The sequence below is a fragment of the Chitinophagaceae bacterium genome, assembly GCA_016699815.1.
Taxonomy (GTDB): Bacteria; Bacteroidota; Bacteroidia; order Chitinophagales; family Chitinophagaceae; genus Ferruginibacter.
In genome coordinates, this window is the sequence record CP065012.1 from 685,033 (window position 1) to 709,837 (window position 24,805).

The 24,805-nt window shown below is 37.4% G+C and carries 25 protein-coding genes and 2 tRNA genes; 10 read left to right on the forward strand and 17 right to left on the reverse strand.

Annotated elements, in window-relative coordinates; all coding sequences use genetic code 11:
- Nucleotides 1-130 precede the first annotated feature (130 nt).
- Together icd and IPO46_03080 are read left to right on the forward strand one after the other, a co-directional pair.
- Nucleotides 131-1,441 carry an NADP-dependent isocitrate dehydrogenase gene (gene icd, locus IPO46_03075; GenBank protein ID QQS63596.1) on the forward strand — a complete coding sequence of 437 codons (1,311 nt, stop codon included), beginning with the start codon at nucleotides 131-133 and terminating at the stop codon, nucleotides 1,439-1,441.
- A 217-nt stretch (nucleotides 1,442-1,658) separates the two neighbouring features.
- Nucleotides 1,659-2,891, forward strand: coding sequence for an isocitrate dehydrogenase (NADP(+)) (locus IPO46_03080; protein QQS63597.1), 1,233 nt, complete (start codon nucleotides 1,659-1,661; stop codon nucleotides 2,889-2,891).
- A 63-nt stretch (nucleotides 2,892-2,954) separates the two neighbouring features.
- Here IPO46_03080 and rfbD read toward each other — a convergent pair whose 3' ends face one another.
- Genes rfbD through IPO46_03115 form a run of 7 tightly spaced genes read right to left on the reverse strand, consistent with a single transcriptional unit; the run spans nucleotide 2,955 to nucleotide 10,235 of the window.
- Nucleotides 2,955-3,830, reverse strand: coding sequence for a dTDP-4-dehydrorhamnose reductase (gene rfbD / locus IPO46_03085; protein ID QQS63598.1), 876 nt, complete (start codon nucleotides 3,828-3,830; stop codon nucleotides 2,955-2,957).
- A gap of 5 nt (nucleotides 3,831-3,835) precedes the next feature.
- Entirely contained in the window at nucleotides 3,836-4,399 is a 564-nt protein-coding gene (rfbC, locus tag IPO46_03090) for a dTDP-4-dehydrorhamnose 3,5-epimerase (protein QQS63599.1), read from the reverse strand.
- Nucleotides 4,400-4,408: 9 nt separating this feature from the next.
- The gene (locus tag IPO46_03095) at nucleotides 4,409-5,398 is read right to left on the reverse strand and encodes an SDR family oxidoreductase (protein QQS63600.1); all 990 of its coding nucleotides are present in this window, start codon (nucleotides 5,396-5,398) and stop codon (nucleotides 4,409-4,411) included.
- A 24-nt stretch (nucleotides 5,399-5,422) separates the two neighbouring features.
- Nucleotides 5,423-6,712: a nucleotide sugar dehydrogenase gene (locus tag IPO46_03100; GenBank protein ID QQS63601.1), complete on the reverse strand. Its 1,290-nt coding sequence runs from the start codon at nucleotides 6,710-6,712 to the stop codon at nucleotides 5,423-5,425.
- Between the two features lie 53 nt (nucleotides 6,713-6,765).
- On the reverse strand, nucleotides 6,766-7,746 hold the full coding sequence (locus IPO46_03105; protein ID QQS63602.1) for an SDR family oxidoreductase: 981 nt from the start codon (nucleotides 7,744-7,746) through the stop codon (nucleotides 6,766-6,768).
- Between the two features lie 8 nt (nucleotides 7,747-7,754).
- Nucleotides 7,755-9,083 (reverse strand): UDP-glucose/GDP-mannose dehydrogenase family protein, encoded by a 1,329-nt coding sequence (locus IPO46_03110; protein QQS63603.1) that lies wholly within the window; start codon nucleotides 9,081-9,083, stop codon nucleotides 7,755-7,757.
- A gap of 21 nt (nucleotides 9,084-9,104) precedes the next feature.
- Nucleotides 9,105-10,235 (reverse strand): DegT/DnrJ/EryC1/StrS family aminotransferase, encoded by a 1,131-nt coding sequence (locus IPO46_03115; protein ID QQS63604.1) that lies wholly within the window; start codon nucleotides 10,233-10,235, stop codon nucleotides 9,105-9,107.
- Nucleotides 10,236-10,403: 168 nt separating this feature from the next.
- Between IPO46_03115 and IPO46_03120 the strand changes: the two genes are divergently transcribed.
- Complete coding sequence (locus IPO46_03120) at nucleotides 10,404-11,642, forward strand: 3-deoxy-D-manno-octulosonic acid transferase (GenBank protein QQS63605.1); 1,239 nt, start codon at nucleotides 10,404-10,406, stop codon at nucleotides 11,640-11,642.
- Nucleotides 11,643-11,645: 3 nt separating this feature from the next.
- Here IPO46_03120 and IPO46_03125 read toward each other — a convergent pair whose 3' ends face one another.
- Complete coding sequence (locus IPO46_03125) at nucleotides 11,646-12,422, reverse strand: hypothetical protein (protein ID QQS63606.1); 777 nt, start codon at nucleotides 12,420-12,422, stop codon at nucleotides 11,646-11,648.
- Nucleotides 12,423-12,542: 120 nt separating this feature from the next.
- Here IPO46_03125 and IPO46_03130 point away from each other — a divergent pair, with 120 nt between their 5' ends.
- The 7 genes from IPO46_03130 (at nucleotide 12,543) to IPO46_03160 (ending at nucleotide 17,123) form a co-directional block, all read left to right on the forward strand.
- Nucleotides 12,543-13,109 carry a thymidine kinase gene (locus IPO46_03130; protein ID QQS63607.1) on the forward strand — a complete coding sequence of 189 codons (567 nt, stop codon included), beginning with the start codon at nucleotides 12,543-12,545 and terminating at the stop codon, nucleotides 13,107-13,109.
- A 54-nt stretch (nucleotides 13,110-13,163) separates the two neighbouring features.
- Nucleotides 13,164-13,829 (forward strand): heme exporter protein CcmB, encoded by a 666-nt coding sequence (locus tag IPO46_03135; protein ID QQS63608.1) that lies wholly within the window; start codon nucleotides 13,164-13,166, stop codon nucleotides 13,827-13,829.
- Nucleotides 13,830-13,905: 76 nt separating this feature from the next.
- Entirely contained in the window at nucleotides 13,906-14,259 is a 354-nt protein-coding gene (locus IPO46_03140; protein QQS63609.1) for a DUF488 family protein, read from the forward strand.
- A gap of 61 nt (nucleotides 14,260-14,320) precedes the next feature.
- The gene (locus IPO46_03145; protein QQS63610.1) at nucleotides 14,321-14,755 is read left to right on the forward strand and encodes an Rrf2 family transcriptional regulator; all 435 of its coding nucleotides are present in this window, start codon (nucleotides 14,321-14,323) and stop codon (nucleotides 14,753-14,755) included.
- Between the two features lie 6 nt (nucleotides 14,756-14,761).
- Nucleotides 14,762-15,157, forward strand: a complete 396-nt coding sequence (locus IPO46_03150) for a group III truncated hemoglobin (GenBank protein ID QQS63611.1) — start codon at nucleotides 14,762-14,764, stop codon at nucleotides 15,155-15,157.
- Nucleotides 15,158-15,290: 133 nt separating this feature from the next.
- A complete protein-coding gene (locus tag IPO46_03155) occupies nucleotides 15,291-15,881 on the forward strand; it encodes a Crp/Fnr family transcriptional regulator (protein ID QQS63612.1) in 591 nt (196 codons plus the stop codon).
- 3 nt (nucleotides 15,882-15,884) lie between these two features.
- Nucleotides 15,885-17,123 (forward strand): hypothetical protein, encoded by a 1,239-nt coding sequence (locus IPO46_03160; GenBank protein ID QQS63613.1) that lies wholly within the window; start codon nucleotides 15,885-15,887, stop codon nucleotides 17,121-17,123.
- 30 nt (nucleotides 17,124-17,153) lie between these two features.
- On the opposite strand, the gene IPO46_03165 is transcribed toward IPO46_03160, so the two are convergent.
- The 9 genes from IPO46_03165 to IPO46_03205 form a co-directional block, all read right to left on the reverse strand.
- Nucleotides 17,154-17,522 carry a group III truncated hemoglobin gene (locus IPO46_03165; protein ID QQS63614.1) on the reverse strand — a complete coding sequence of 123 codons (369 nt, stop codon included), beginning with the start codon at nucleotides 17,520-17,522 and terminating at the stop codon, nucleotides 17,154-17,156.
- Between the two features lie 22 nt (nucleotides 17,523-17,544).
- Nucleotides 17,545-18,312 carry an ABC transporter permease subunit gene (locus tag IPO46_03170; GenBank protein QQS63615.1) on the reverse strand — a complete coding sequence of 256 codons (768 nt, stop codon included), beginning with the start codon at nucleotides 18,310-18,312 and terminating at the stop codon, nucleotides 17,545-17,547.
- Complete coding sequence (locus IPO46_03175; GenBank protein QQS63616.1) at nucleotides 18,309-19,019, reverse strand: ABC transporter ATP-binding protein; 711 nt, start codon at nucleotides 19,017-19,019, stop codon at nucleotides 18,309-18,311. The genes IPO46_03170 and IPO46_03175 overlap by 4 nt, the downstream gene beginning before the upstream one ends.
- Entirely contained in the window at nucleotides 19,016-20,275 is a 1,260-nt protein-coding gene (locus IPO46_03180) for a nitrous oxide reductase family maturation protein NosD (GenBank protein ID QQS63617.1), read from the reverse strand. Before IPO46_03180 ends, IPO46_03175 begins: the two co-directional genes overlap by 4 nt.
- A complete protein-coding gene (locus tag IPO46_03185; GenBank protein ID QQS63618.1) occupies nucleotides 20,256-21,311 on the reverse strand; it encodes a nitrous oxide reductase accessory protein NosL in 1,056 nt (351 codons plus the stop codon). Before IPO46_03185 ends, IPO46_03180 begins: the two co-directional genes overlap by 20 nt.
- A 174-nt stretch (nucleotides 21,312-21,485) precedes the next feature.
- Nucleotides 21,486-23,474, reverse strand: a complete 1,989-nt coding sequence (nosZ, locus tag IPO46_03190) for a Sec-dependent nitrous-oxide reductase (protein ID QQS63619.1) — start codon at nucleotides 23,472-23,474, stop codon at nucleotides 21,486-21,488.
- Between the two features lie 127 nt (nucleotides 23,475-23,601).
- Nucleotides 23,602-24,090, reverse strand: coding sequence for a cytochrome c (locus IPO46_03195; GenBank protein ID QQS63620.1), 489 nt, complete (start codon nucleotides 24,088-24,090; stop codon nucleotides 23,602-23,604).
- A 344-nt stretch (nucleotides 24,091-24,434) separates the two neighbouring features.
- Nucleotides 24,435-24,509 (reverse strand) — tRNA-Pro (locus tag IPO46_03200).
- Nucleotides 24,510-24,613: 104 nt separating this feature from the next.
- Nucleotides 24,614-24,702: transfer RNA gene (locus IPO46_03205), tRNA-Ser, on the reverse strand.
- Between the last annotated feature and the right edge of the window lie 103 nt (nucleotides 24,703-24,805).

Here is a 24,805-nt window from a genome sequence, read left to right on the forward strand (position 1 = left end):
ATATTGCCTGAATTTCCAGCTTTATTGTACATTAAATAAAGGCAGGAACTTGTGAATTCCAAGGCTGTTTTTATTGTTTGTAGTTTGTGCTGTACATTTGCAGCGCTTCAAAAAATAATTTCTATTAAAGATGGCAGAAAAAATAACAATGGGTGCTAATGGTAAGCTAAATGTTCCGCATCAACCCATCATTCCTTTTATTGAAGGCGATGGCATAGGCCCCGAAATTTGGAAAGTAGCCCAAAAAGTGTTTGACCATGCAATCGAAAAAGGATATAATGCCGAAAGAAAAATTGAATGGAAAGAAATGCTGGCAGGCGAAAAAGCCTTTAAACAAACCGGCGAATGGCTCCCTGCCGAAACTTTAAAGATTGCGAAGGATTATATTATTTCTATTAAAGGGCCGCTTACGACACCAATTGGTGGTGGCATCCGATCGCTAAATGTAGCCATGCGCCAGGACCTTGACCTTTATGCATGTGTACGCCCAGTAAAATGGTTTAAGGGTGTGCCATCTCCCGTTGTGCATCCTGAAGAAGTAGATATGACTATTTTCAGGGAAAATACAGAAGATATTTATGCTGGTATTGAATGGAAGGCTGGCAGCGAAGAAGCCAAAAAATTTGAAAAATTTTTGATAGAGGAAATGGGTGTAACAAATATCCGCTTCCCAGGCAGTTCAGGTTATGGTGTAAAGCCTGTTTCTTCCGAAGGCACCAAAAGATTGGTACGTTCTGCAATTTTATATGCTTTAGAAAATCATTTGCCCAGTGTAACCCTTGTGCACAAAGGCAATATTATGAAATTTACCGAAGGCGCTTTTAAACAGTGGGGTTATGAAGTTGCCAGGCAGGAGTTTGGCGATAAAACATTTACCTGGGACGAATGGGACGAAATAAAAAAATCGCAAGGTGAAGAAAAGGCAAATGAAGTACAAAGAAAAGCCCTGCATGAAGGCAGGTTGCTGGTAAAAGATATTATTGCTGATAATTTTTTGCAACAAATATTAATTTCCCCAAAAGATTTTTCGGTTGTGGCAACGCTTAATTTAAATGGCGATTATATTTCAGATGCATTGGCCGCAGAAGTAGGTGGCATTGGTATTGCGCCGGGTGCAAACATCAACTATAAAACAGGTTATGCTGTTTTTGAAGCTACACATGGAACAGCTCCAAAATTTGCAGGAACCAACAGCATGAACCCTTCATCGGTAATATTAAGCGGATGCATGATGCTGGAATATATGGGCTGGAAAGAGGCCGCAGCATTAATTACCTCTGCTTTGCAAGCCACTATAATGCGAAAAACCGTAACCATAGATTTTTATAATTTAATGACCGGCGCTACATTACTAAAAACAACAGAATTTGGAAATGCTATAATTGAAAATATGGGAACAGTAACAGGTGATGCACAGTTGAAAAAGAGCTCGGGTTTGTAACCATTTTTTCTATTTACCCGTTTTGCGTTTAACATTACTGGTTTCTGGTTAATTTATATAACTTACGTATCTTTTAGTATTCACAATTCACAATTCACAATTCACAATTCACAATTCACAATTCACAATTCACAATTCACAATTCACAATTCACAATTCACAATTCACAATTCACAATTCACAATTCACAATTCACAATTCTAAACTTGCAAACAATATGAGTAAAATAAAAGTTAACAACCCGGTAGTGGAACTTGATGGCGATGAAATGACAAGGATAATATGGAAATTTATAAAAGATAAATTAATACTACCCTACCTGGAAATTCCCATTCAATATTTTGACTTAGGCATAGAATACAGGGACAAAACCGAAGACCAGGTAACGATTGATGCCGCTAATGCCATTAAAGCCTGTGGTGTAGGTATTAAATGCGCCACCATTACACCGGATGAAGCAAGGGTAAAAGAATTTAACCTGAAACACATGTGGAAAAGCCCCAATGGCACTATTCGTAATATTTTAGACGGAACGGTTTTTCGTGAACCCATAGTTATGAAAAATGTTCCGAGGCTGGTAAGCAACTGGACGGCGCCAATAATTGTTGGCCGTCATGCATTTGGCGACCAGTACAGGGCAACCGATACAGTAATTAAAGGAAAAGGTAAACTCAGCATGACTTTTACACCCGAAGATGGTGGGCAGCCACAGGTTTTTGAAGTGTATAATTTTAGGGGAGATGGCGTTGCCTTATCTATGTACAATACCGACGAAAGTATTTATGGCTTTGCCAGAAGTTGTTTTAATATGGCATTAACCAAAAAATGGCCTTTATACCTTTCAACGAAAAATACCATTCTTAAAAAATATGATGGCCGTTTTAAAGATATTTTTCAGGAAGTGTACGAAAAAGAATTTAAACCACAATTTGAAACTGCCAAAATTGTTTACGAACACAGGCTTATTGATGATATGGTTGCCAGCGCTCTAAAATGGAATGGAAACTTTGTGTGGGCTTGTAAAAATTACGATGGCGATGTGCAAAGTGATTCGGTTGCACAGGGCTTTGGCTCTTTAGGCCTTATGACTTCGGTGCTAGTAACCCCCGATGGGAAAATTATGGAAGCCGAAGCTGCACATGGAACAGTTACGAGGCATTTTCGTGACCACGAAGCCGGCAAACCCACCAGTACCAATCCTATTGCTTCTATTTTTGCGTGGACAAGGGGGCTTGCTTTTCGTGGCAAGCTGGACGGCAACCAACCACTAATTGATTTTACTAATGCCCTGGAAACGGTTTGTATTGAAACGGTGGAAAGCGGTAAAATGACCAAGGACCTCGCCATTTGCATCCATGGTAATAAAGTAAAACATGGCGAACATTATTTATACACAGAAGAATTTTTAGATACTATTGATGAGAACCTAAAAAAGAAGATGAAAAAATAAAGTTCAAAATTCTTTATTAAGAGAAGCTGTTGAAAAACAGCTTTTTTTATTTCTAAAAGAAAATCAATTACCCTGTTTTATTAAAATAGCCAAACATTTTTTTAGACTTTCTTTCCAGTCCGGTATTATTATATTAAAAGTGTGCCGGAATTTTTGCGTTTCCAACGAAGAATAATAGGGCCTTTTTGCAGGTGTTGGATAACCAGCAGTAGAAATTGCGTTTACCAAACAGTTAGATTGAGTAAATTCTTTTATTGCCGTTGCAAATTGGTGCCAGTTAATGATGCCATTGTTGCAATAATGGTACACACCTGGCACAAAATTATCCTTTGCAATAATTTGCATTATGGCACCTGCAAGGTCTGCCGCATAAGTAGGTGAACCATATTGATCATCAACAACGCTAATGCTTTCTTTTTCGGCCATAAGCCGTAGCATGGTTTTTACAAAATTTTTTCCGAAACTACTATATACCCAGGAAGTGCGGAGGATAATGATTTCAGCATTTTCTTTTAATGCCTTTTCTTCACCACGAAGTTTGGAATAACCGTAAAAATTTAAGGGTGAAGTTGCATCTACTTCAGCATAAGGCCTGCTGCCATTGCCGGCAAATACATAGTCGGTAGAAATATGAAAAAACTTTGCCTGGAATTTTTTGCATGCTTTTGCCAGCACACCCACAGCTAAAGCATTTATGTTATAAGCTGGCCCCATTTCAGTTTCTGCTTTGTCAACAGCCGTATAAGCAGCGCAATTGATACAGTAATTTGGCAAATGAGCAGAAAAAAATTGATCTATACTTTTTTTATCTGCTATGGATAATTCTTCTTTGCCTGCAAAGAAAAACCGGAAGCCAGGATAAAACTTTTCCAATTGCCTTAACTCCATGCCCAGCTGGCCATTGGCGCCTGTAACCAGTATTTTTAGTGGATGGCCCAACCTATTTAAAATTTATCAAATTCAAAATTGTTGTTACACTCAAATATGCCGGGATATAATTTATCTTTTTCAGATAGTACTTGTTTCTCCGGCGAAATTCCCCAATCTATTTGCAAATGCGGATCATTTAAATTTATTCCGCCTTCTGATTCTTTATGATAAAATTCATCGCATTTATAAAGCACTTCAGCCATTGGGCTTAGCACAGAATAGCCGTGGGCAAAGCCTTTTGGAATAAATAATTGCTTTCTATTTTCGGCAGAAAGTTCAATAGTAAAAACTTTTGCATATGTGGGTGAGCTTTTTCTAATATCTACAACGGCATCGAGTATGGTGCCCTGCAGCACCCGTATAAATTTGGTTTGGGCATATGGCAATAGCTGGTAATGCAAGCCCCTTACCACACCGTAAGAAGATTTTGCCTGGTTATCCTGCACAAATTGAATAGAGATACCCGCATCTTTACAAACCTGGCTATTATAACTTTCAAAAAAATATCCACGGCTGTCTTCAAAAACCTTTGGTTCAAAAACCATTAACCCCGGTAATCCTGTAGCTATAAACGGCATTTGCTTGAATTATTTTGAATAAATTGATTTGAAATAATTTATAGTTTCAATTAACCCGGCTTCAAAATTTTTAGTTGGCTGGTAACCCAATAATTTTGTTGCCAAAGAAATATCTGCCTGCGAATGCCTTATATCGCCGCTCCTTGGCTCACGGTAAGTGGCTTCCCAATCGCTGTTCAACTGGCTTTTACATGTTTCGTATAAATAATTTACCGAGAACCTGTCGCCCACGGCAACATTATAAACTTTATTTAGCGCCTGCTCATTGCTTGTGAGCATTCCTTTAATATTTATTTGCACTGCATTTTCTACAAAGGTAAAATCCCGGGTTTGCTCACCATCTCCATTAATATAAACCGGGCTGCGCTTTAATATTCCTTTTACAAATAATGGAATTACTGCTGCATAGGACCCGTCTGGATCCTGCCTTGGGCCAAAAATATTGAAATACCTAAACCCCAGTAATTTTAATCCATACACATCAGCAAAAACCTGGGCAAATAATTCATTTGTTTTTTTTGTTGCCGCATAAGGCGACAAGCATCTCCCCACTTTTTCTTCTATTTTGGGCAAGGTGGGTTCATCGCCATAAACAGAAGATGAAGAAGCGTAAACAAATTGCTTTACTGCATTATCTACTGAAGCCTTAAGCATATTTACAAATCCGCCCACATTTACCTCGTTAAAATATACCGGTTCTTTTATGCTTCGGGGCACAGAGCCCAATGCTGCCTGGTGGCTCACATAATCAATACCTTTACAGGCGGCCTGGCAGGTTTCCGTATTTCTAATATCTCCTTCTATAAACTCAAAAGCCGGGTATTGTTTCAACAGGTTAAGATTGTGTTCAAAGCCGTTACTCATATTATCCAGCACACGCACTTTAGCAGCGCCGTTTTTAAGCAAATAGCCGGCAATATGGCTACCAATAAAACCAGCGCCACCGGTTATGAGAAAAGAATCTCCAGATAAATTTTTTGAATGAAACAGCATAGGCATATAAACAATGCTTAAAAAATTATTTTACAAACTCCAATAAGCCCTTTGCGAAATTTTATTTCTGTAAATGCCCTTTAAATCGGCAATTACGGCTTTATCTTTTGAAATAGCTTTAAAATATTTTTCGTCAAGGCCTTTGTATTTCGAATGGGGAACTGTAATAATTACCGCATCATAGTCGCTGGCTATATTGGGCACAAGGCCAAACCCATATTCATGCTCCAACTCATGGCTTTTGGCATGTGGATCGGTAACATCTACATTTAATGAAAAAGATTTTAATTCTTTTACTACATCTGCTACTTTACTGTTGCGGATATCACTTACGTTTTCTTTAAAAGTTGCACCCATTACCAGCACTTTGGCATCTTTTACATCGGATACGTTTTGTATAATATGCTGCAATATTTTTTTGGCAACATAAGCGCCCATTCCATCGTTAATTACCCGGCCTGCCAGAATCACCTGGCTGTCGTAGCCCAATTCTTTTGATTTGTAAGTAAGGTAATACGGGTCTACACCAATGCAATGGCCACCTACAAGGCCGGGTTGAAATTTAAGAAAATTCCACTTGGTTCCTGCTGCTTCCAATACTTCGTAAGTATTGATATTCATTTTATCAAAAATGATAGAGAGCTCATTCATGAGGGCAATATTGAGATCCCGTTGCGTATTTTCAATAATTTTTGCTGCTTCTGCCACTTTTATGGATGATGCTTTATACACACCCGCTTTTACAACAAGCTCATACACTTTTGCAATAGCATCAAGGCTTTCTGCATCACATCCGCTTACTACTTTTGTAATAGAAGTGATGGTATGTTCTTTATCGCCGGGATTGATGCGCTCCGGCGAATAACCAATTTTAAAATCGTTAATAACTTTTATGCCTGAAATTTTTTCAATTACAGGAAGGCAATCTTCTTCGGTACAACCGGGATACACTGTGCTTTCATAAACCACATAATCGCCTTTCTTAATCACTTTACCAATGGTTTCACTTGCCTTTAAAACCGGTACAAGGTCGGGGATATTATGATCATCTACCGGTGTTGGAACGGCAACTATAAAAAAATTTGCCTGGCGCAATACATCAAGGTCATTGGTAAATTCTATTTCGGCATTATCAAATGCTTCTGGCTCGAGTTCCTGGCTTGGGTCAATACGGTTTTGCATCATTTTTACTCTATCTGCATTAATATCAAAGCCGATAACTTTGATTTTTTTTGCAAATTCCAACGCTATAGGTAGACCTACATAACCCAGGCCGATTACTGCCAGCTTTTTGTTCTTTTCAATTAAATCCTGGTACATTTATTTGGATACTTAAAATTTTTTATTGAATTTTCTTTCAGGATACCATTGGTTTATTTCCTGCTTTCAAATTCTTTGGGTTGTTTACTCAATTCTTCTTTGGACAAAGATTTAAAATAATCATAAGTAATTTTTAAACCTTGCGCCCTGTTTACCTTTGGCGACCATCCCAATAATTCTTTGGCTCTTTTAATATCGGGTTGCCTTTGCCTGGGGTCGTCAACCGGCAATGGCTTATACACAATTTTTTGTTTTGTACCGGTGAGCAAAATAATTTCTTCGGCAAAATCTTTCAATGATATTTCATCGGGATTACCAATATTAACCGGGTACACATAATCACTCATAAGTAAGTTATAAATACCTTCAATTAAATCGTCTACATAACAAAAGCTCCGGGTTTGGCTACCATCGCCAAATACGGTTAAATCTTCTCCTCTTAGCGCCTGGCCAATAAATGCGGGCAAAGCCCTCCCATCATTAAGCCTCATGCGTGGGCCATAAGTATTAAATATGCGTACAATTCTTGTTGCTACATTATGAAAAGTATGATAGGCCATTGTAATGGCTTCCTGGAAACGTTTTGCTTCATCATACACACCTCTTGGGCCAATGGGGTTTACATTGCCCCAGTAATCTTCGTTTTGCGGATGCACCAATGGATCGCCATAAACTTCGCTTGTACTGGCTACTAATATCCTTGCATTTTTTGCCTTTGCCAAACCAAGGCAGTTATGCGTACCCAGGGAACCCACTTTTAAAGTTTGTATGGGAATTTTTAAATAATCTATAGGGCTTGCAGGTGATGCAAAATGTAAAATGTAATGCAACTCACCGGGTATATGAATGAATTTTGATACATCATGATGAAAAAACTCAAATTGTTCCAGGTGAAAAAGGTGTTCAATATTTTTCAGATCGCCTGTTATGAGGTTATCCATGCCAATTACATGATAGCCTTCTTTAATAAACCTGTCGCATAAATGTGAGCCTAAAAAGCCTGCGGCACCGGTAATGAGTACTCTTTTTTTCATGCTGGTTTTTATTTGGATGCTACTACTGCCCTTCCCACACTTTCATAATGGAAACCCAATTCTTTCATACGGTCCAGTTCAAATAAGTTTCTCCCGTCAAAAATTACTTTATTTTTCAAGAGGGCAAGTACTTTATCAAAATCGGGTGTACGAAACTCATTCCATTCAGTGGCAATTACCAGTGCATCGGCACCTTCAAGTGCATCATACTGGTTTTCGGTATAGCTTATTTTATCTTTAATTAACTGTTGCACATTCTCCATTGCCTCCGGGTCAAAAGCTGTAACGCTTGCGCCTTCGCTAATCAATACATCAATCATATCCAATGCCGGCGCTTCACGGATATCATCGGTATTGGGCTTAAAGGCAAGGCCCCACAGAGCTATCTTTTTCCCTTTTAAACACCCATCAAAATACGCTTTTATTTTGGGCAGCAAGTGCAACTTTTGTGTAACATTTACATCCATCACCGCATTTAATATTTTAAACTCATATTTTACTTCATCGCTGGATTTTACCAGGGCCTGCACATCTTTTGGGAAGCAACTGCCGCCATAGCCTATGCCGGGAAAAAGAAAGCGTTTGCCAATTCTGCTATCACTGCCAATGCCCCTTCGTACCATATCCACATCTGCACCCAGCCTTTCGCAAAGCTGGGCAATTTCGTTCATAAAACTAATTTTTACTGCCAAAAATGAATTGGCTGCATACTTGGTTAGTTCCGCAGATTTTTCATCCATAAAAATAATAGGATTACCCTGGCGAACAAAGGGTGCATATAAGTCGTTCATTAATTTTATTGCCCGTTCAGAAGTAGTACCAATTACTACTCTGTCTGGTTTCATAAAATCATCTACGGCTACGCCTTCTCTTAAAAATTCGGGGTTACTCACCACATCAAATGATGTTTCCGGCGCACCATTTTTAATAATAGCCGCCTTTACTTTATCTGCTGTGCCAACTGGAACAGTGCTTTTATCAATTATTACTTTGTAATCGTTTGCAGCAAGTAAATTGCCTAAATCTGCCGCAACGCCCAGTATATATTTTAAATCGGCGCTGCCGTTTTCTCCAGGAGGTGTTGGTAAGGCCAGAAAAATAATACTTGCATCTTTAACGGCATCTGCAAGGGAAGTGGTAAAATGTAAACGGCCTTCTTTTTGGTTACGTAAAAATATTTTTTCGAGCCCGGGTTCATAAATGGTAATCCTGCCGGAATTAAGTTTGTCTACTTTTCCCTTATCAATGTCAACACAGGTTACGGTATTTCCTGTTTCGGCGAAACAGGTTCCTGTTACCAAGCCTACATAACCAGTTCCAACTACTGCAATTTTCATATACGATTTTAACTATTTTGTTTATTGGTTAACAAATTCAAGTACTTTATTTACAATAAAACTTTGTTGCTCCTCATCCAGTTCGGTATGGATTGGCAAAGATATTACCCTTTGGGTAAGCCAATCCGTAACCGGCAATTGGTAGTTGCCCCCGCCAAAAGCATCAAACATTTTTTGCCGGTGGGCAGGCACCGGGTAATAAATCATATTGGGTACCATTTGTTGCGTAAGCCAGTCACTTAAAGCATTCCGGTTTACATCATTCACAAGTAAAGTGTACTGATGAAAAACATGGTTATTATTTGCTGCACGAAAAGGTATGTTGATTTTATTATTACCGGCAAAAGCCTTATCATAAAAATCTGCTGCTTTGCGCCTTGCTTTTATATAGGCGTTTAAATGTTTTAACTTAATATCCAAAATAGCCGCCTGCATTGCATCTAACCTGCTGTTGCATCCCACCACATCATGATAATACCGCATGCTTTGCCCGTGGGAAGCTATCATTTTTAATTTTTCCATTAACGCATCATCCTGGGTAAACATTGCACCACCATCGCCAAAAGCGCCTAAATTTTTACTGGGATAAAAAGAAGTGCAACCGATGGTGCCAATGCTACCGGTTTTTTGGGTTTTTCCACTGCTAAATGTATAATCATTGCCAATAGCCTGTGCATTATCTTCAATTACATAAAGGTTATGTTCCCTGGCAATGCTCATTATTGCTTCCATATCTGCCGCCTGGCCGTATAAATGCACCGGCACTATGGCTTTGGTTTTAGGCGAAATGGCTTTTGCAATGGCTTTTGGATCTATACAAAAAGTTTGGGGATCTACATCTACAAAAACAGGTTTTATACCTAATAAAGCCGCAACCTCTACTGTGGCAATATAGGTAAAAGAAGGTGTTATCACTTCGTCTCCGGCCTTTATATCTAAAGCCATCATGGCAATTTGCAAAGCATCGGTGCCATTTGCACAGGGTATACAATGCTTACTATTATGATAAGCCGCCAGGTTTATCGCAAAATCGTTTACCACTTTTCCACCAATAAACTGGGAGCTCTCCATTACCGCACCTACGGCTGCATCTACTTCTGCCTTAATTTTTTGATACTGTGTTTTAGTATCTACCATTTGCAATGGCTTCATATTATTAATTTTACCGGCGCAAAGATAAGGCTTTGAAAGCCAGAAACAATACGCATGATACAAGCTTTGAAGGTATAAAATTTACCAGTATTGCCGGTTTTGGGTAGTGCATAATTTATCAAACACGGCTTGCAGAAATATCCATTATTTTTGATACAAATTTTTCCATTGAGTAAAATTATTTACCGCTTATTTGTTTTCTTTTACAATGCTGCATTGCACCTGGCTTCTTTTTGGAATAGCAAAGCAAGGCTTTGGGTACAAGGCAGAAAGCAGCTACTGGAAAAAATAAAGCTGTCATTTGAAGGAAACTCATCTCCGGTAATTTGGATGCATGCTGCAAGCCTTGGTGAATTTGAGCAGGGCAGGCCGGTAATTACACAGCTAAAATCCATTTACCCCGATTATAAAATTGTCATCACTTTTTTTAGCCCCAGCGGTTATGAAAATAAAAAAAATTATACCGGGGCCGATTATATTTTTTATTTACCTGCCGATAGTGAAATTAATGCCAGGAAGTTTATCAGCATAATAAAACCGAGCCTGGTAATTTGGGTAAAATACGAATTTTGGTTCCATTATTTATCCGAATTAAAAAAAAGGGATATTCCTGTGGTACTCATTTCGGCTTTATTTAGGCCCGGCCAGCCTTTTTTTAAATTTTACGGTAGCCTTTGGAGAAATATGTTGTTGTGTTTTAAAGCAATTTTTGTACAAAACCAGCAATCGGCCGAATTATTGAAAATCATAGGCATTGAAAAAAATGTTACTGTAAGCGGCGATACCCGTTTTGACAGTGTAATTAATACTGCTGAAAATTTTGAGGCATTGCCCGGCTTAATAAAACTATTTTGCGGCAGCCAAAAAGTAGTTGTTGCCGGAAGCACCTGGGCCGAAGATGAAGAAGAGTTATTGCATTTTGTAAAAAATAATAAAGCTATTAAATTTATAATTGCACCGCATGAAACAGCAAAAAGCAATATAGAAGAAGTTCAAACCAGGTTTACGGGTTGCCTGCTCTATTCTCAACTCACCGAAAGCAATGTACAAACAGGAAATGTATTGGTGATAGATAATATTGGGATGTTGAGCCGGTTGTATAAATATGCACATATTACTTATGTAGGCGGTGGTTTTGGAGATGATGGTTTGCACAATATCCTTGAAGCTGCCGTATATGGCATGCCCGTAATTTTTGGGCCTAACTACGAAAAATTTCCCGAAGCAACAGATTTGATAGCATACGGCGGTGCCATAAGTGTAGAAAACACCCTTGAGCTGGAAAAAGTATTGAACAATTTAATTACAAGCGATGAATTGAGGGAAGGATACGCTGCAAAAGCAAAACTATTTATTTATAATAATAAAGGCGCAACAGAAAAAATAATTTCCTTTATTACACGGTAATCTTTATTGGGTAAATCTTCGTTTTACCAGTTTTTCAAAATGTTTCACCAATTCATTTTTATCGTTCCAGCCCAGTTTTAATTTTAATTCCCTGCGTATCCAGTATTCGGCTTCGGCAAAAATAGAAAACCCATTGATAGTTTTAATGCTTCTTTCGTACATATTTTCATCGCCCCGGAACAACTCTTTAATAAATACATAACGGTCATTAATATTAATTGCTTTTTTTAAATCTTTTATCGGCGTTTCGCCAAGGGTTTCAGAAAGTTCTATTTTTCCCTGTTTCAATTTTTCATTTAAAGAAGCGCCCCGTTCTGTTGGCAACACTTCATGTATTTCTTTTTTGGGCGGTCCATCGGTTTGTTGATGGATCATTGTTGGGATATCGTCAATAGGGTCAAAAAGCAAACCGGGCTTGTTTTGGGTACTTAATTTATTAATTTCTTCTGCTTTTCGTTTAATTTCTTCCAGTTCGGCTTCCATTTCTGCTTCATCTACCTGCAATACTTCTACAATTTTTTCTTCTTCCTTAACAGGTACTGGTACATGCATTTCAACCTGCTTTAGGGTAGTTTCAGGTACTTTTACTTCCACCCTACTTTCCATTACAGGCGCCAGGTGCAAGGCGACAAAATTATTATCGGGGTTTTCGGTTGCACTGGCCGCTTTATGCTGCAATTCACTTTGTAACATTTGTACCGTAAGCAAAAGCTGTGCAGAAGACGCCCCTTCTTTAATTTGATTAACCAACTTTTCGGTTAGGGTTTTCACCCGTTCCATATTGAAATATTTTATTACAAAATAAGGTTCATACAAAATTTGTTTTGTCCTGTGAAACAAAACAATAATCTTTGCAAGCTACAAGCTAAGTTACAATAGAATTTCAAAAAATTTAAGTGAATGTTTATAGAACCAAATTTAAGGGGTGAGCGCAGGGGTTGGATAGAAGTGATTTGCGGCAGCATGTTTAGCGGTAAAACGGAGGAACTTATCCGCAGGTTGAAAAGGGTAAAAATTGCTAATTTAAAAGTGGAAATTTTTAAGCCTGCAATAGATACAAGGTACGATGAAGTAAAAATTGTGAGCCACGATACTAATTTTATCAACAGTACACCGGTAGAAAGTTCTCAAAATATATTATTGCTGGCACAAGCAGTTGATGTTGTGGGCATTGATGAAGCCCAGTTTTTTGACTCCGAAATAGGCAACGTATGCGAAGAATTGGCTATGCGTGGCATTAGGGTAATTGTAGCCGGGCTGGACATGGATTTTCAGGGCAACCCTTTTGGTCAAATGCCCGCATTATTGGCTAAAGCCGATTATATCACTAAACTTCATGCCATTTGTGTGGTTTGTGGGGGCATTGCTAATATTTCTTACCGCAAAAGCGCCAGTAAAGACCAGGTATTACTGGGAGAAAAAGATATTTACGAACCCCGTTGCAGGCATTGCTGCAAAAAAAGTTAACAATGCCATTGGGGAATAATGGCTCATTACTGCATATTTTGTACAGGTAATAGAATGAGTAATTTTACAAAAATACTGGCGCTGGTAAAAAAAGATATTATGCTGGAAATGCGTCAGCAACATACTTTTTACGGCCTTATCCTCTATATAGCTTCTACCGTTTTTATTATTTACCTGGCTTTGCCCGAAGCACCGGAAGCCATTACCTGGCAAACCTTGTTTTGGGTAATACAATTATTTATTTGTGTAAATACCGTTGCCAAAAGTTTTTTGCAGGACAGCCGGGGACGCTTGTTGTATTATTACACGATTGCTTCACCCGTGCAATTTATCTTAGCCAAATTAATTTACAATATTTGTCTTTTGCTCATCATGAATATGATCAGCATATTATTTTTTTATGTTTTTCTCGGCTTCCCGGTTGTAAACCCATTTATTTTTATTTTTATTTCGATGCTTGGTGGTATAAGCCTAAGCCTTGTATTTACTTTAATGAGTGCTATTGCCGCAAAAGCACAACATAATGCGGCACTTATTGCCATATTGGGCTTTCCGGTTATTTTACCCTTATTGCTGCTGCTAATGCGATTGAGTAAATTAGCCTTTGCAGAAATTTTTAGAGAGGGCGCTGTAGGTCAACTTACCGGAATTATTATTGGCCTCGATGCGTTGGTAATTGCACTTGCCGTAATATTATTTCCCTTTTTGTGGAAAGATTGATGCTTGTGTAATTACAATTGTATTTCATGTATTCCTAAGATGCAACTCTTGCAATTTTTTTGTAACTTTAAGCATTATGTCATCTATTCAAATAAAGCGAATTTATGATAAACCCTTAAAAGCAGATGGATACCGTATATTGGTAGACCGGTTATGGCCAAGAGGGTTAAAAAAAGAAGAAGTGCATTTTAACGAATGGATCAAAACTTTATCGCCTTCATCCGAATTAAGAAAATGGTTTGGCCATAAACCCAAAAATTTTCCGGAATTTGAAAAGCGGTACAAAAAAGAGCTTGGAGAAGTTTCCCATGAATTGGAGCGCATAACAGCAATAGCAAAAAACAAGACAATAACCCTGTTATATTCTGCCAAAAACACAGAAATGAACCAGGCTGTAGTGTTAAAAAAAGTATTAGATAATTTAAAATAGGAAAAGACATATTTATCCTCCATTTGGGATATCCCTTACCTTTGCAAAATAAATTCAACACATGTTTTCAAAAGCTTGCGAATACGCCATAAAAGCAACTATTTTTATTGCTGGCCAATCTATGCAAAACAAAAAAACAGGCCAAAAAGCCATTGCAACAGCTATTGATGGCCCGGAAGCCTTTACAGCTAAAACATTGCAAAAACTTACCCGTAACAAAGTAGTAAGCGCAGATAAAGGGCCCAATGGCGGGTTTTACCTTACTAAAAATCAATTGCAAAATATTTGCCTAAAACATATTGTAGAAGTGATTGATGGGAATAGTTTATTTGAAAACTGCGGGCTTGGCTTAAATAAATGTAACGACAAAAAACCCTGCCCTGTGCACAATAAATTTAAATTAGTAAAAGAAGGGATACTGGAAATGCTGGAAAGCACAACGGTACAATTCATGGCTATTCAAATGAAAAAAGGAAAAACTTTTTTGAAAATATAAAAACCAATGACTGAAAAAAGGGAGATTTACTCACTGGAAGATATAAAATTTTTAGTGGATAAATTTTACCAAAAAGTGAAGGAAAATGAATTACTGGGCCCGGTTTTTACTACCGTAATTCAAAATAAATGGCCGCAGCACCTGGAAAAAATGTACCGGTTTTGGGAAACCGTGTTGCTTGAAAAACAAACCTATAAAGGGGGGCCCTTCTCGCCACATGCAAAGTTACCCGTGCATCAGCAGCATTTTGATACCTGGCTGGACATTTGGAAGCAAACCATTAATGAGCATTTTAAAGGGGCAATTGCCGAAGAAGCTAAATGGAGAGCAAATAAAATGGCAGAAATGTTTATTTCTAAAATAGCATATTATCGTGATAATAATTCAACATCTTTGCTATAAACAAAGTGTAATTTTTTTTAAACTTGGTATCTTATCCATAGCCCCTTTGGTACTATGCGGTTCTTTACCCAGGCATTTGGACATTAGATACTGGGGGAAAAATTATTGGTTTATTATTTCATAAACAAGCGCTATGCAAATTGATGACAACATACTTATAACCTATGGAGCTGTAGCTTACCGGGTAAACAAAGGAGAATTTATTTTTCATGAAGGCACAACACCCATTTTTTATTACCAGGTAGTAGAAGGTTGCATAAAAGTGTTTACCAGCAATACAAAAGGAAAAGAATTTATACAGGGTATTTTTTCAAACGGCCAAAGCTTTGGGGAGCCACCCTTATTAATTAATAAATTATACCCCAGTTCGGCACAAGCTACTGCAGCCAGCGTTGTTATTAAAATTTCCAGGGAGAAGCTATTGGATATTTTTAATGATTATCCGCAAATTCTTCAAAATTTATTTTTCAAGTTTGCCGACAGGCTTTATCAAAAAAGCATATCTGCCCAAATTTGGGTAAGCCGTACCCCTGAAGAAAAAATTATCCAGTTTTTAGAGAATATAAAAACCTACAACAACCACAAAGCACAGGAAATGGTTTCTTTTACCCGGCAACAAATTGCAGATTTTACCGGCCTTAGGGTTGAAACTGTGATACGTACCCTCTCCAGGCTTAGCCAGCATGGAAAAGTAAAAATTATAGATCATAAATTATATTATTAAAAAATGGGCGTTATATTATCACCAAAATGGTTTCGGATTGCTTTACTCAACCTCGCAATTGTTGCTTTATATGGAACGCTGATGCGTTATAAAATTGCCTTTGATTTTCCTTTTTTTGAGCAGAAAAACCTTTTACACGCCCACTCCCATTTTGCTTTTACAGGATGGATTAGCCACGTGCTATACTGTGGATTTTTTTTACTTGTTGCACCGTATATAAATTTAAAAGCAAGGCCAAAATACAAAATACTTATTCTGCTTAACCTGGTAAGTGCTTTTGGCATGTTAATAGCATTCACCATTCAGGGTTATAAGTTTTTTTCTATTGCTTTTTCTATGCTTTCTATTATAACGGCATTTTTTTTTGCCGCATTTTTTATTGCCGATGCAAAAAAATTCCCGGCACAACATGCAGCAAAACCCTGGGCAAAAACAGCTCTTATTTTAAATGTAATTTCTGCTGCCGGGCCATTTTATTTGGCATATATGATGGCTAGTAAAAATATTGATCAATATAATTACCTGGCTTCCGTTTATTATTTCCTTCATTTTCAGTATAGTGGTTGGTTTTTCTTTGGTTTTATTGCCCTTATTGCCAATAAGCTTCCCATGAGCAGCGCTGTATTGAACAAATACTACCGGTTATTTGCCATTTCTGTAATACCCGCATATTTTTTATCTATCTTATGGTTTAAACTTCCGGCTTGGTTATACGTTGTTACGGTAACAGCATGCATCTTACAATTTGTTACCTGGCTGGTTTTAATGGTAAAAATTTGGCCGGCATTAAGCAAGCTGCCCATCAATTACCCCAAATGGGTAAAAGTGTTTTTTTATGCAGCAGCTACGGCGCTTACACTAAAATTTTTATTACAGGCAGTTTCTGTAGTACCGTATTTAAGCCATTTTGCCTTTAGTATCCGGTCTATTGTGATTGCATTCCTCCACCTGATCCTGTTGGGCATTTACAGTCTTTTTATTATTGGCTATATGTTTGTTAAAAAAAATATTCAAGCCAGCAACCTTGCAAAGTTTGCAGCAATTTCTTTTTTGTGTGGAGTGGTAATTAATGAACTGGTTTTGGCAATTTTGGGTTTTGCGGCCTTTTTTTACTTTACTATTCCCCATTCTGCTATTATGTTATTTGGCGCAGCAGTTATCCTTTTCATTTCGGCCTTTTTGTTATTTACTTCGCAGTTTAAAAACAACAGCGCATCTAAAATAAACTTGAACGAGACTTAGAACCTAATTTTTCCGGTAAATTTATAAAAGCTATAATAACTGTTGCAGCATTACAGCAGAAATACCACTTGCATGTAATTTCATTTTTGTGGCGTTTTTACCGGAAAAATGCTGGTCAATTGTTTCATTAAAGATGCGTAACCAGCGTTCAAAATGGAGGGAAGATGTAGCATTTTGGGTATGAATTTTTTTATGGGCATCTAACGGATTGCCGTCATATTCACCGGTATAAAATAATACATTCTCCCAAAAGGCACTCATTGTGGGAATATGTTTTTCCCAGTTTACCTCAACAACATCAGTAAAAAAGTGGCCGATAACTTTATCTGCTTTTGCCTTTTCATAAAAAAACTGCATTATAATTACAATGTCCTTTTTACCGGTAATATCTGGCTTCATACTCAAATAACCTTTAAACCCATTACAAATCTTTCTTCTTAAATTTAATAAGAGAAATATAAAATGGTACAAATACCCAAAGCATCAGTAATATAAATGAAAGCAAAATCCCCAACTGGCTACCAAAAATATCTTTAAAAATTGCCCCGGTGTGGCCCATCATTGCTGAAATATTCATCCGCAAAAGAATGAGTATCCGGCACAAATCTATTGGGCTTAATGCGCTGAGCAATACCACAGGCTTTTCTATTGGGTAATCCGCAAACTGAAAAAAAATAAATAAAACCAACCCGTCAAATAAAAGTGCAAAATAAAGCCAAAGCATAATGGAAACACCAATACCTTTTGCTTTATCCCTACTCAATATACCGCTCAAAAATGCAACAGCAACAAAAATTACCGATAATAGGGAACCTGAAACAATCATCATTAAAGCCGTGCCTGCATCGGCAAAAATCAATAACGGAATACCCGCCCCAATAATAAAGGAAACAACCATGCTCACCGACATACCCAAAAACAAAGCTTTCCAAATTACACTTCGCTTTACCGGATGGCTTACCAGCAGTTCAATAAACTCATTACTGTTATAAACATAAATAGTGGCAAAAAGCACTGATACCAACGGAACCGTAAGCAAAATAATATTGAGTACAGTAAGCAACCCTTTGGTGCTGTTGTCTTCAAGGCTAAAGGCGCTCCAGGAAAACAAGGCCAGTATAATTGCATATACTATTACAATCTTATTCTTTAAAATATCCAAAACCACATATTTCAAAATACGCATCATGCCTCTTCACTTTTTAAAAGATGAACAATAGACTTTGCTATAGTTACTTTACCGGTATCGGCTTTAAGATCAACAACATTCTTGTGGAATTTCAAAAATCCGTCCTGCATAAAAATTACCTGGGTTACCATATCTTCCAGTTCACTTAGTAAATGAGAAGTAATAAGGATAAGGCAACCGGAGTTTTTTGCTTCAGTAATTTTTGCTTTGAGGATCTCGGCAGCAACCGGGTCAAGCCCGGCTGTTGGTTCATCCAGTATCAATACTTCAGGCTTAAACATAAATGCAAGTGTTGCACTTACTTTTTGAGTAGTTCCCCCGCTTAGGGTACGCATTTTTTTTTCCAGCATCCCTGATAATAAAAACTGGTCGTAAAGTGTGGTATCTGTTGCCACTTTAGCATTTCGGATACTCTTTATTAAATCAATAACCTGCCCTATTTTCATGTTCTCCGGATAGCGCCCAATTTGTGGCATATAACCAATTTGGTGTTTATAGGCAATATCCTGTTTAATATTTTTTTCTTTAAAAAAAATTTCGCCTTTTTCAGGCAAAACCATTCCCAGTATAGATTTAATAAGTGTTGTTTTACCGCAACCATTTGGGCCAATAAGAGCAATACATTCGCCTTTATTAAGTTGCAGGTTTACATTATTTAATGCGGTTAACCTTCCAAAATTTTTAGTTAAGTTTTTAATTTCTATCATAATGGATAAGGGAATATACTGGGTTTATTGTCAACAAAATTTTCAGGCGTAAGGCTCGGTATTACTTTTTCTGATTTGTCTAAAAGATTTACGATAAAACTCTGGTAAAGCAACATTGCCGGTGGGTTTTTTTCCACTATTACCGAATAAAGGCTTAATGGGTGAAAGGGCACATCGCCAAATTTGTCTTTGTTTAAATCATATCCTTCATATTTGTCCCAGTAATTTTCAGTAAAATGATTTAAAGTAAGTGTACCATTGGTAGCTACATCAAAAATGTTTCCCATAAAATTATTAAAGGCAATAACATTTTCCATACAATTGGCTTGCAGTCGCATTCCCCAGCCGTTTCCGCTAAACAGGTTATATTCAACCCTAATCCGGTTAGAGCCATCAAACAAAATTCCGGTAGTATTATTTAAAAATTTATTTCCCGATAGGTAGCAGTCCGATAATTCTTTAAACAAAACCCCGTAAGATGCATCTCCCCAGTTTTCTTCAAATGTATTGTTCATCATCACTACTTTTTTAGTAAACATCACAGCTACGCCTGCCCCGTTATTTTTAAAGTAGTTAGTAATGTAAGCATTATCGTTGGAAAACATAAAATGCAACCCGTAACGAAGGTTGTTTTTTGAAACATTTCTCCAGATAACGGAGTGGGTTACAAATTCAAAGTAAATGCCATCTCTATGCCCACTTATTCTATTACCAGTAATTTGCAGGCTATCGCTCTTCCAGCAATGGATGCCATTTCCGGATTGGTATTCTTCTTTTTGCGAGGCCTTAATGACGTTATTTTTAATAATGCAATTTTGTGTGTATTGCAAGTAAACACCAAAATAATTGTTAATGAAGATGTTGCCTTCAATCAAAATATTACTGCACTCATACACTTTAATTGCACCAGGGTCTTCCATTACGGTACGCCCGGAGTTTTGCAATTGAAACCCTTTGATAGTTACATTGCTGCTCTTAACAGAAAAAATTTCATACCTTATTTCTCCATCCAATACAGGGAAACCCTCACCTAACAAATAAATTGACTTATCAATAATGATATTTCCCTCTTTATAAAGCCCGTTAAACACAATGATGGTATCGCCATTTTTACTTTGGGTTACCGCTTCCTTAATATGTTTATATACCTGTCCTTTACCCACCTTTAATATGGCTGCACTTGTATTTTTAATATTAAGTGAAAGCAGTACTATTGTTGCACTAAAACTATATAATTTAATGATCGTGCCCTTCATGGCTGCTTGCTTCCTTCTTTTCTGAATTTTGATGTAAAGTATTCCAATCTACTGCTGTTGCGGTTATTTTATTTGCCTGTGCTACTGCCGCCTCTTTTGTTGCAAAAGCTGCAGTGTTGCCTCCCATTGGGCTTTTATAGCTGGTATGAGTAATATACCAGGCTGTAGTTGCATCAATAAATTCATTTGATTTTTCCACATTGCCCACATAAAAATTTTTAATAGTTCCTTTGTCAACTGTTTCAGCATATTTTAACATACAACTGATATCGTCAAATTTGTACACTCTTCCTTTTTGAGTTATTAACTCTGTCATAAAATGAGCATCAGAAATATTCATTTTACAAAACTCACAGGCATCTTTATCAAGGATTACAGGTACCGGGCCATTGCTTCTGCAGGATACAAGTAAAAAAATACTGGCTATGGATGCTACAGCAATAGGGCCTTTCTTTTTAAACCTATTAAAAAATTTATTTTCTTTTAAAACTGCAATAAGTAGCAATAAGCCTGATGAGATAAACAGCCAACCACCCAAAGCAGGTATTGAATATGCGCCGAAATTGAGCAACTGCTTAAACCCTATTAATGGCGGCTGGTATGCCATACCCGGAACCTTTATTGCAGCATTAGGATCAAGGTTGTGGCCATAATCATATTCCCATTTCCAAAAATCTACCATAGCAATAATGCCAAATATTACAAAACTGGCAAAAACTATGTATAGCCATTTTTTTCGGGCTATGGCCAAAGTAAGTAAAAATAAAAGTGCAAAAAAACCAATGATATACGGCAATACCGTAAACTCAATAAAATCGCTGGTTTTCAAAGTTTTCATACCAATGTAGTGATTAAGGCCATTAATAATATCAACATCACCTGCAATTTTATTTGGCCATATCTCCAACATTAATCCTTCCGGGTATTGTGGTGCATCCAGGTAAATACTCCATAAAGGAACAAATAAGGATACAATTAAAAACAATGCTGCTGCCAGCAAAAGTAATTTTGAGAAACCTGAAATTTTGTTTTCCATACAATAAATTTAATCTTTCCTCTTTAAAATTCATTCTTATTCATAATAGCATCCATCTTCAAGTAGTTTTCAATTTCATATGCTGGATTGCTCTGCCAAAAATCCATAGCAATAAAAAAGGGGCAGCAAACTTTTAATGCTGCCCCTTTGTAAATAAGTTTGCTAACCTACAAATTATTTTGCAGCGGGTATCGAGTCTGTTCTTTTAACGCCAAGTTTAAAACTAATAGGAACATTACTGCCCTTGGGTGAAACCCTGATATAGCCAGACATTTCCTGGTGCAATGCAGAACAGAAGTCTGTACAATAGAATGGGAAAATACCGGTGCGTTCAGGAACCCATTTTAATGTTACTGTTTCACCAGGCATTACTAATAACTCACCATTATTAGCGCCTTTAATGGCAAATCCGTGTGGCACATCCCAATCCTGCTCAAGGTTGGTAACATGAAACAGTACTTCATCTCCTACTTGAATACCTTCTATATTATCCGGAGCCAGGTGCGACCTGATAGCAGTAATATAAATATGTACTTTATTTCCTTCTCTTACCACTTTTGTTTCAGCTTCACCTTTGGCAACATACGGATGTTTATTGGTTTTGATGTCAAAAATCTTCACTTGTTTGTCCTTAATCAATTCTGCTGGTATTGCCTGAGCATAGTGTGGCTCACCAATGGTTGGATAGTCAAGTAATAATTTCATTTTTTCTCCGCTAATATCGTAAAGTTGTGCACTTTGAGATAATTCTGGGCCTGTGGGCAGGTAACGGTCTTTGGTAATTTTATTATAAGCAACTAAATATTTCCCAAATGGTTTTTTAGTATTTCCTCCGGGAACCATTAAGTGGCCTACTGAATAAAATGTAGGTTGCCTGTCAATTACTTTTAAATCTTTAATATTCCATTTCACCACTTCTGATGAAACAAACATAGAAGTATAAGCATTACCCTTATCATCAAACTCTGTATGTAATGGGCCTAAGCCTGGTTTTTGTACTTCGCCGTATAATGCTGCTTCGTATTTAATAACCGGTAAGCCGGAATATTTTTCCTGTTCAAATGCTTTATCGGCAATAGCTTTTTGAATTTTATCGAAGCTAAATACGGGTAGCAATGCCGCTAATTTACCACTGCCCACAATGTATTCACCAGTTGGGTCTACGTCGCAACCATGCGGCGATTTAGGGCAAGGGATGAAGTAAACAATATCAGGATACTCAGCCACATCCAGCACGGTTACTTCATTTTTCATTTCACTGGATGCAGTATGTGATTCCTCATTAAACTTATTATGGGCATATTTTACCGCTTGTTTTTTGCCTTTACCGGCTTTAATATACTCTTCAGCCTTTTTCCAGTTTACCGCCATAATAAAGTCCTTGTCATTCTTAGAAGCATTTACTTCAAGTAAGGTATTGGCTTGTTCTGTATTATAAGTACTGAAGAAAAACCAGCCGTTGGATTTTCCTTTACCTGCTCGGGCAAGGTCAAAGTTTACACCTGGTGTTTTTAACTGAAAAGCGATATTCATTTCGCCATTATCTTTATTAACACTTACAAAACTAATGTGGCCTTTAAAGTTTTCTTTATAGGTATCAATAGGAACGTCCCCATTTACATCATCACCAGGAACACTAAAACGGGTACCGGCAACAATATACTCAGAGTTTTCTGTTCCAAAAGGCGAGCTATGGTTACCCCCGCTATTAGGAAGCTCCAGTATTTCTGCAGTACGAAAAGTGGTTAAGTCAATACGTGCCAACCTTGGGGTATTGTTACCATTTACAAAAACCCATTTACCATCTGCCATGCCATTGGTCATTGACATTTCAACGTGGTGTAAATCATCCCAGGGCACAAAACCATGTGAGGTATTCAACATAGGTTTGGTTTCTTCGCTATATCCCCAGCCTTTTTCCGGATCAACAGAAAATACAGGGATTACACGAAGTAAACGACCGCTTGGAAGTCCATAAACTGCCAATTGGCCACTGAAACCACCGGAAACGAAATTGTAGAATTCGTCATACTTACCGGGTGCCACATAAACTTTTGATGCAGCATCACCACTCACAGCAGTACCAGTATTTTTTGGCTTACAGGCGCTAAAATATAGTGCTGTTATAGCCAACATTAATAATGGGGATTTTTTAATAAACATAAATGTAGTTTTATACTTGAAAATTATAGTTTCCTAATTCAAAAAAATGCAAATCTTACCCTATCGGCTAATTTTTTCAATTTTGCCGCCTTTAAAAAAAACGAACAGTCTTATATACTTGAAACTTTTATTTTGCTCCGTCGTTTTGGCGCATGAACTCTACTAATTCCCTCGCCTCTAAATCCACCAGATTTTGATTGGGCATACGCACCAGGCAAATTTCCAGTTGTGCCTGCAATTCCGGATCTTTATCAATCATAGGATCGGGGTTAGTAATAAAGTTCATAATCCAATATGGGGTTTTCCTTTCAGTAATACCTTTCCATCCTGGCCCTACAAGCTTTTCATCGCTGGTTTTATGACAGGAAAAGCATTTTGTTTCAGCAACTGATTTGCCTTTTGCAGCCATAGCAGCATCCAAAGGGCCTATGGTTACATTGGTTGAATCAAACTTACCTTCCCCACGCTTAGGATCATAATCAGAAGTTGTTCCTGTAGTTGCTTTGGGTTGCTCTGCAGATGTTGTATCGGAAGCTGGTTTTGTATCAGCACCACCACAGGAAATAAAGAACATAATGCCTAAAATGCCTATGCCTGTTATGATTAGCTTTTTCATTTTTATTGTTTTTATTAATTTGAGCACAAAAGTAAACAGTGATTATGAATTATAGTATGATTGTAGTCATATTATTATAATATTTTTTTATATAAATCGCAGATATTGATTAAGTTATACTGGTAGCCAAACTCACTAAAAAAATAATTTTTAAATATGGTTTTATCTGCCAAAATAATACTGGTTTAAGCATTTTTTACTAAAAATTAAATGACAATAATCATATAATTTAAACTTTAATTCCAGCGTATCCAGTCATTTTTAAATTACTTTACATACTTGCAAACCTCTCCTTTTAAATACAAAAACGCCTTTCATAAAAATGAAAGGCGCTTGAGATATAGTCGGGATGGCAAGATTCGAACTTGCGACCTCCTGGTCCCAAACCAGGCGCGATAACCGGGCTACGCTACATCCCGAACATTTGTATATCAATAATTTAAATCCTCTAATCTCCGCTTAAAATTAATAACCTTTAAGCTGCCTTATTGTTTGATACTGCTTATCAGCTATCAAATACCAGCGGAGAGGGTGGGATTCGAACCCACGGTACAGTTTAACCCGTACGACGATTTAGCAAACCGTTCCTTTCGGCCACTCAGGCACCTCTCCAAATACAATCCCTTTTTTGAGGGCTGCAAAAATACAATTCCAAATTATAATGCCCAAATCATTTTCGGGGATTTACGTAAATTAAAAACCGGGGATTTAACCC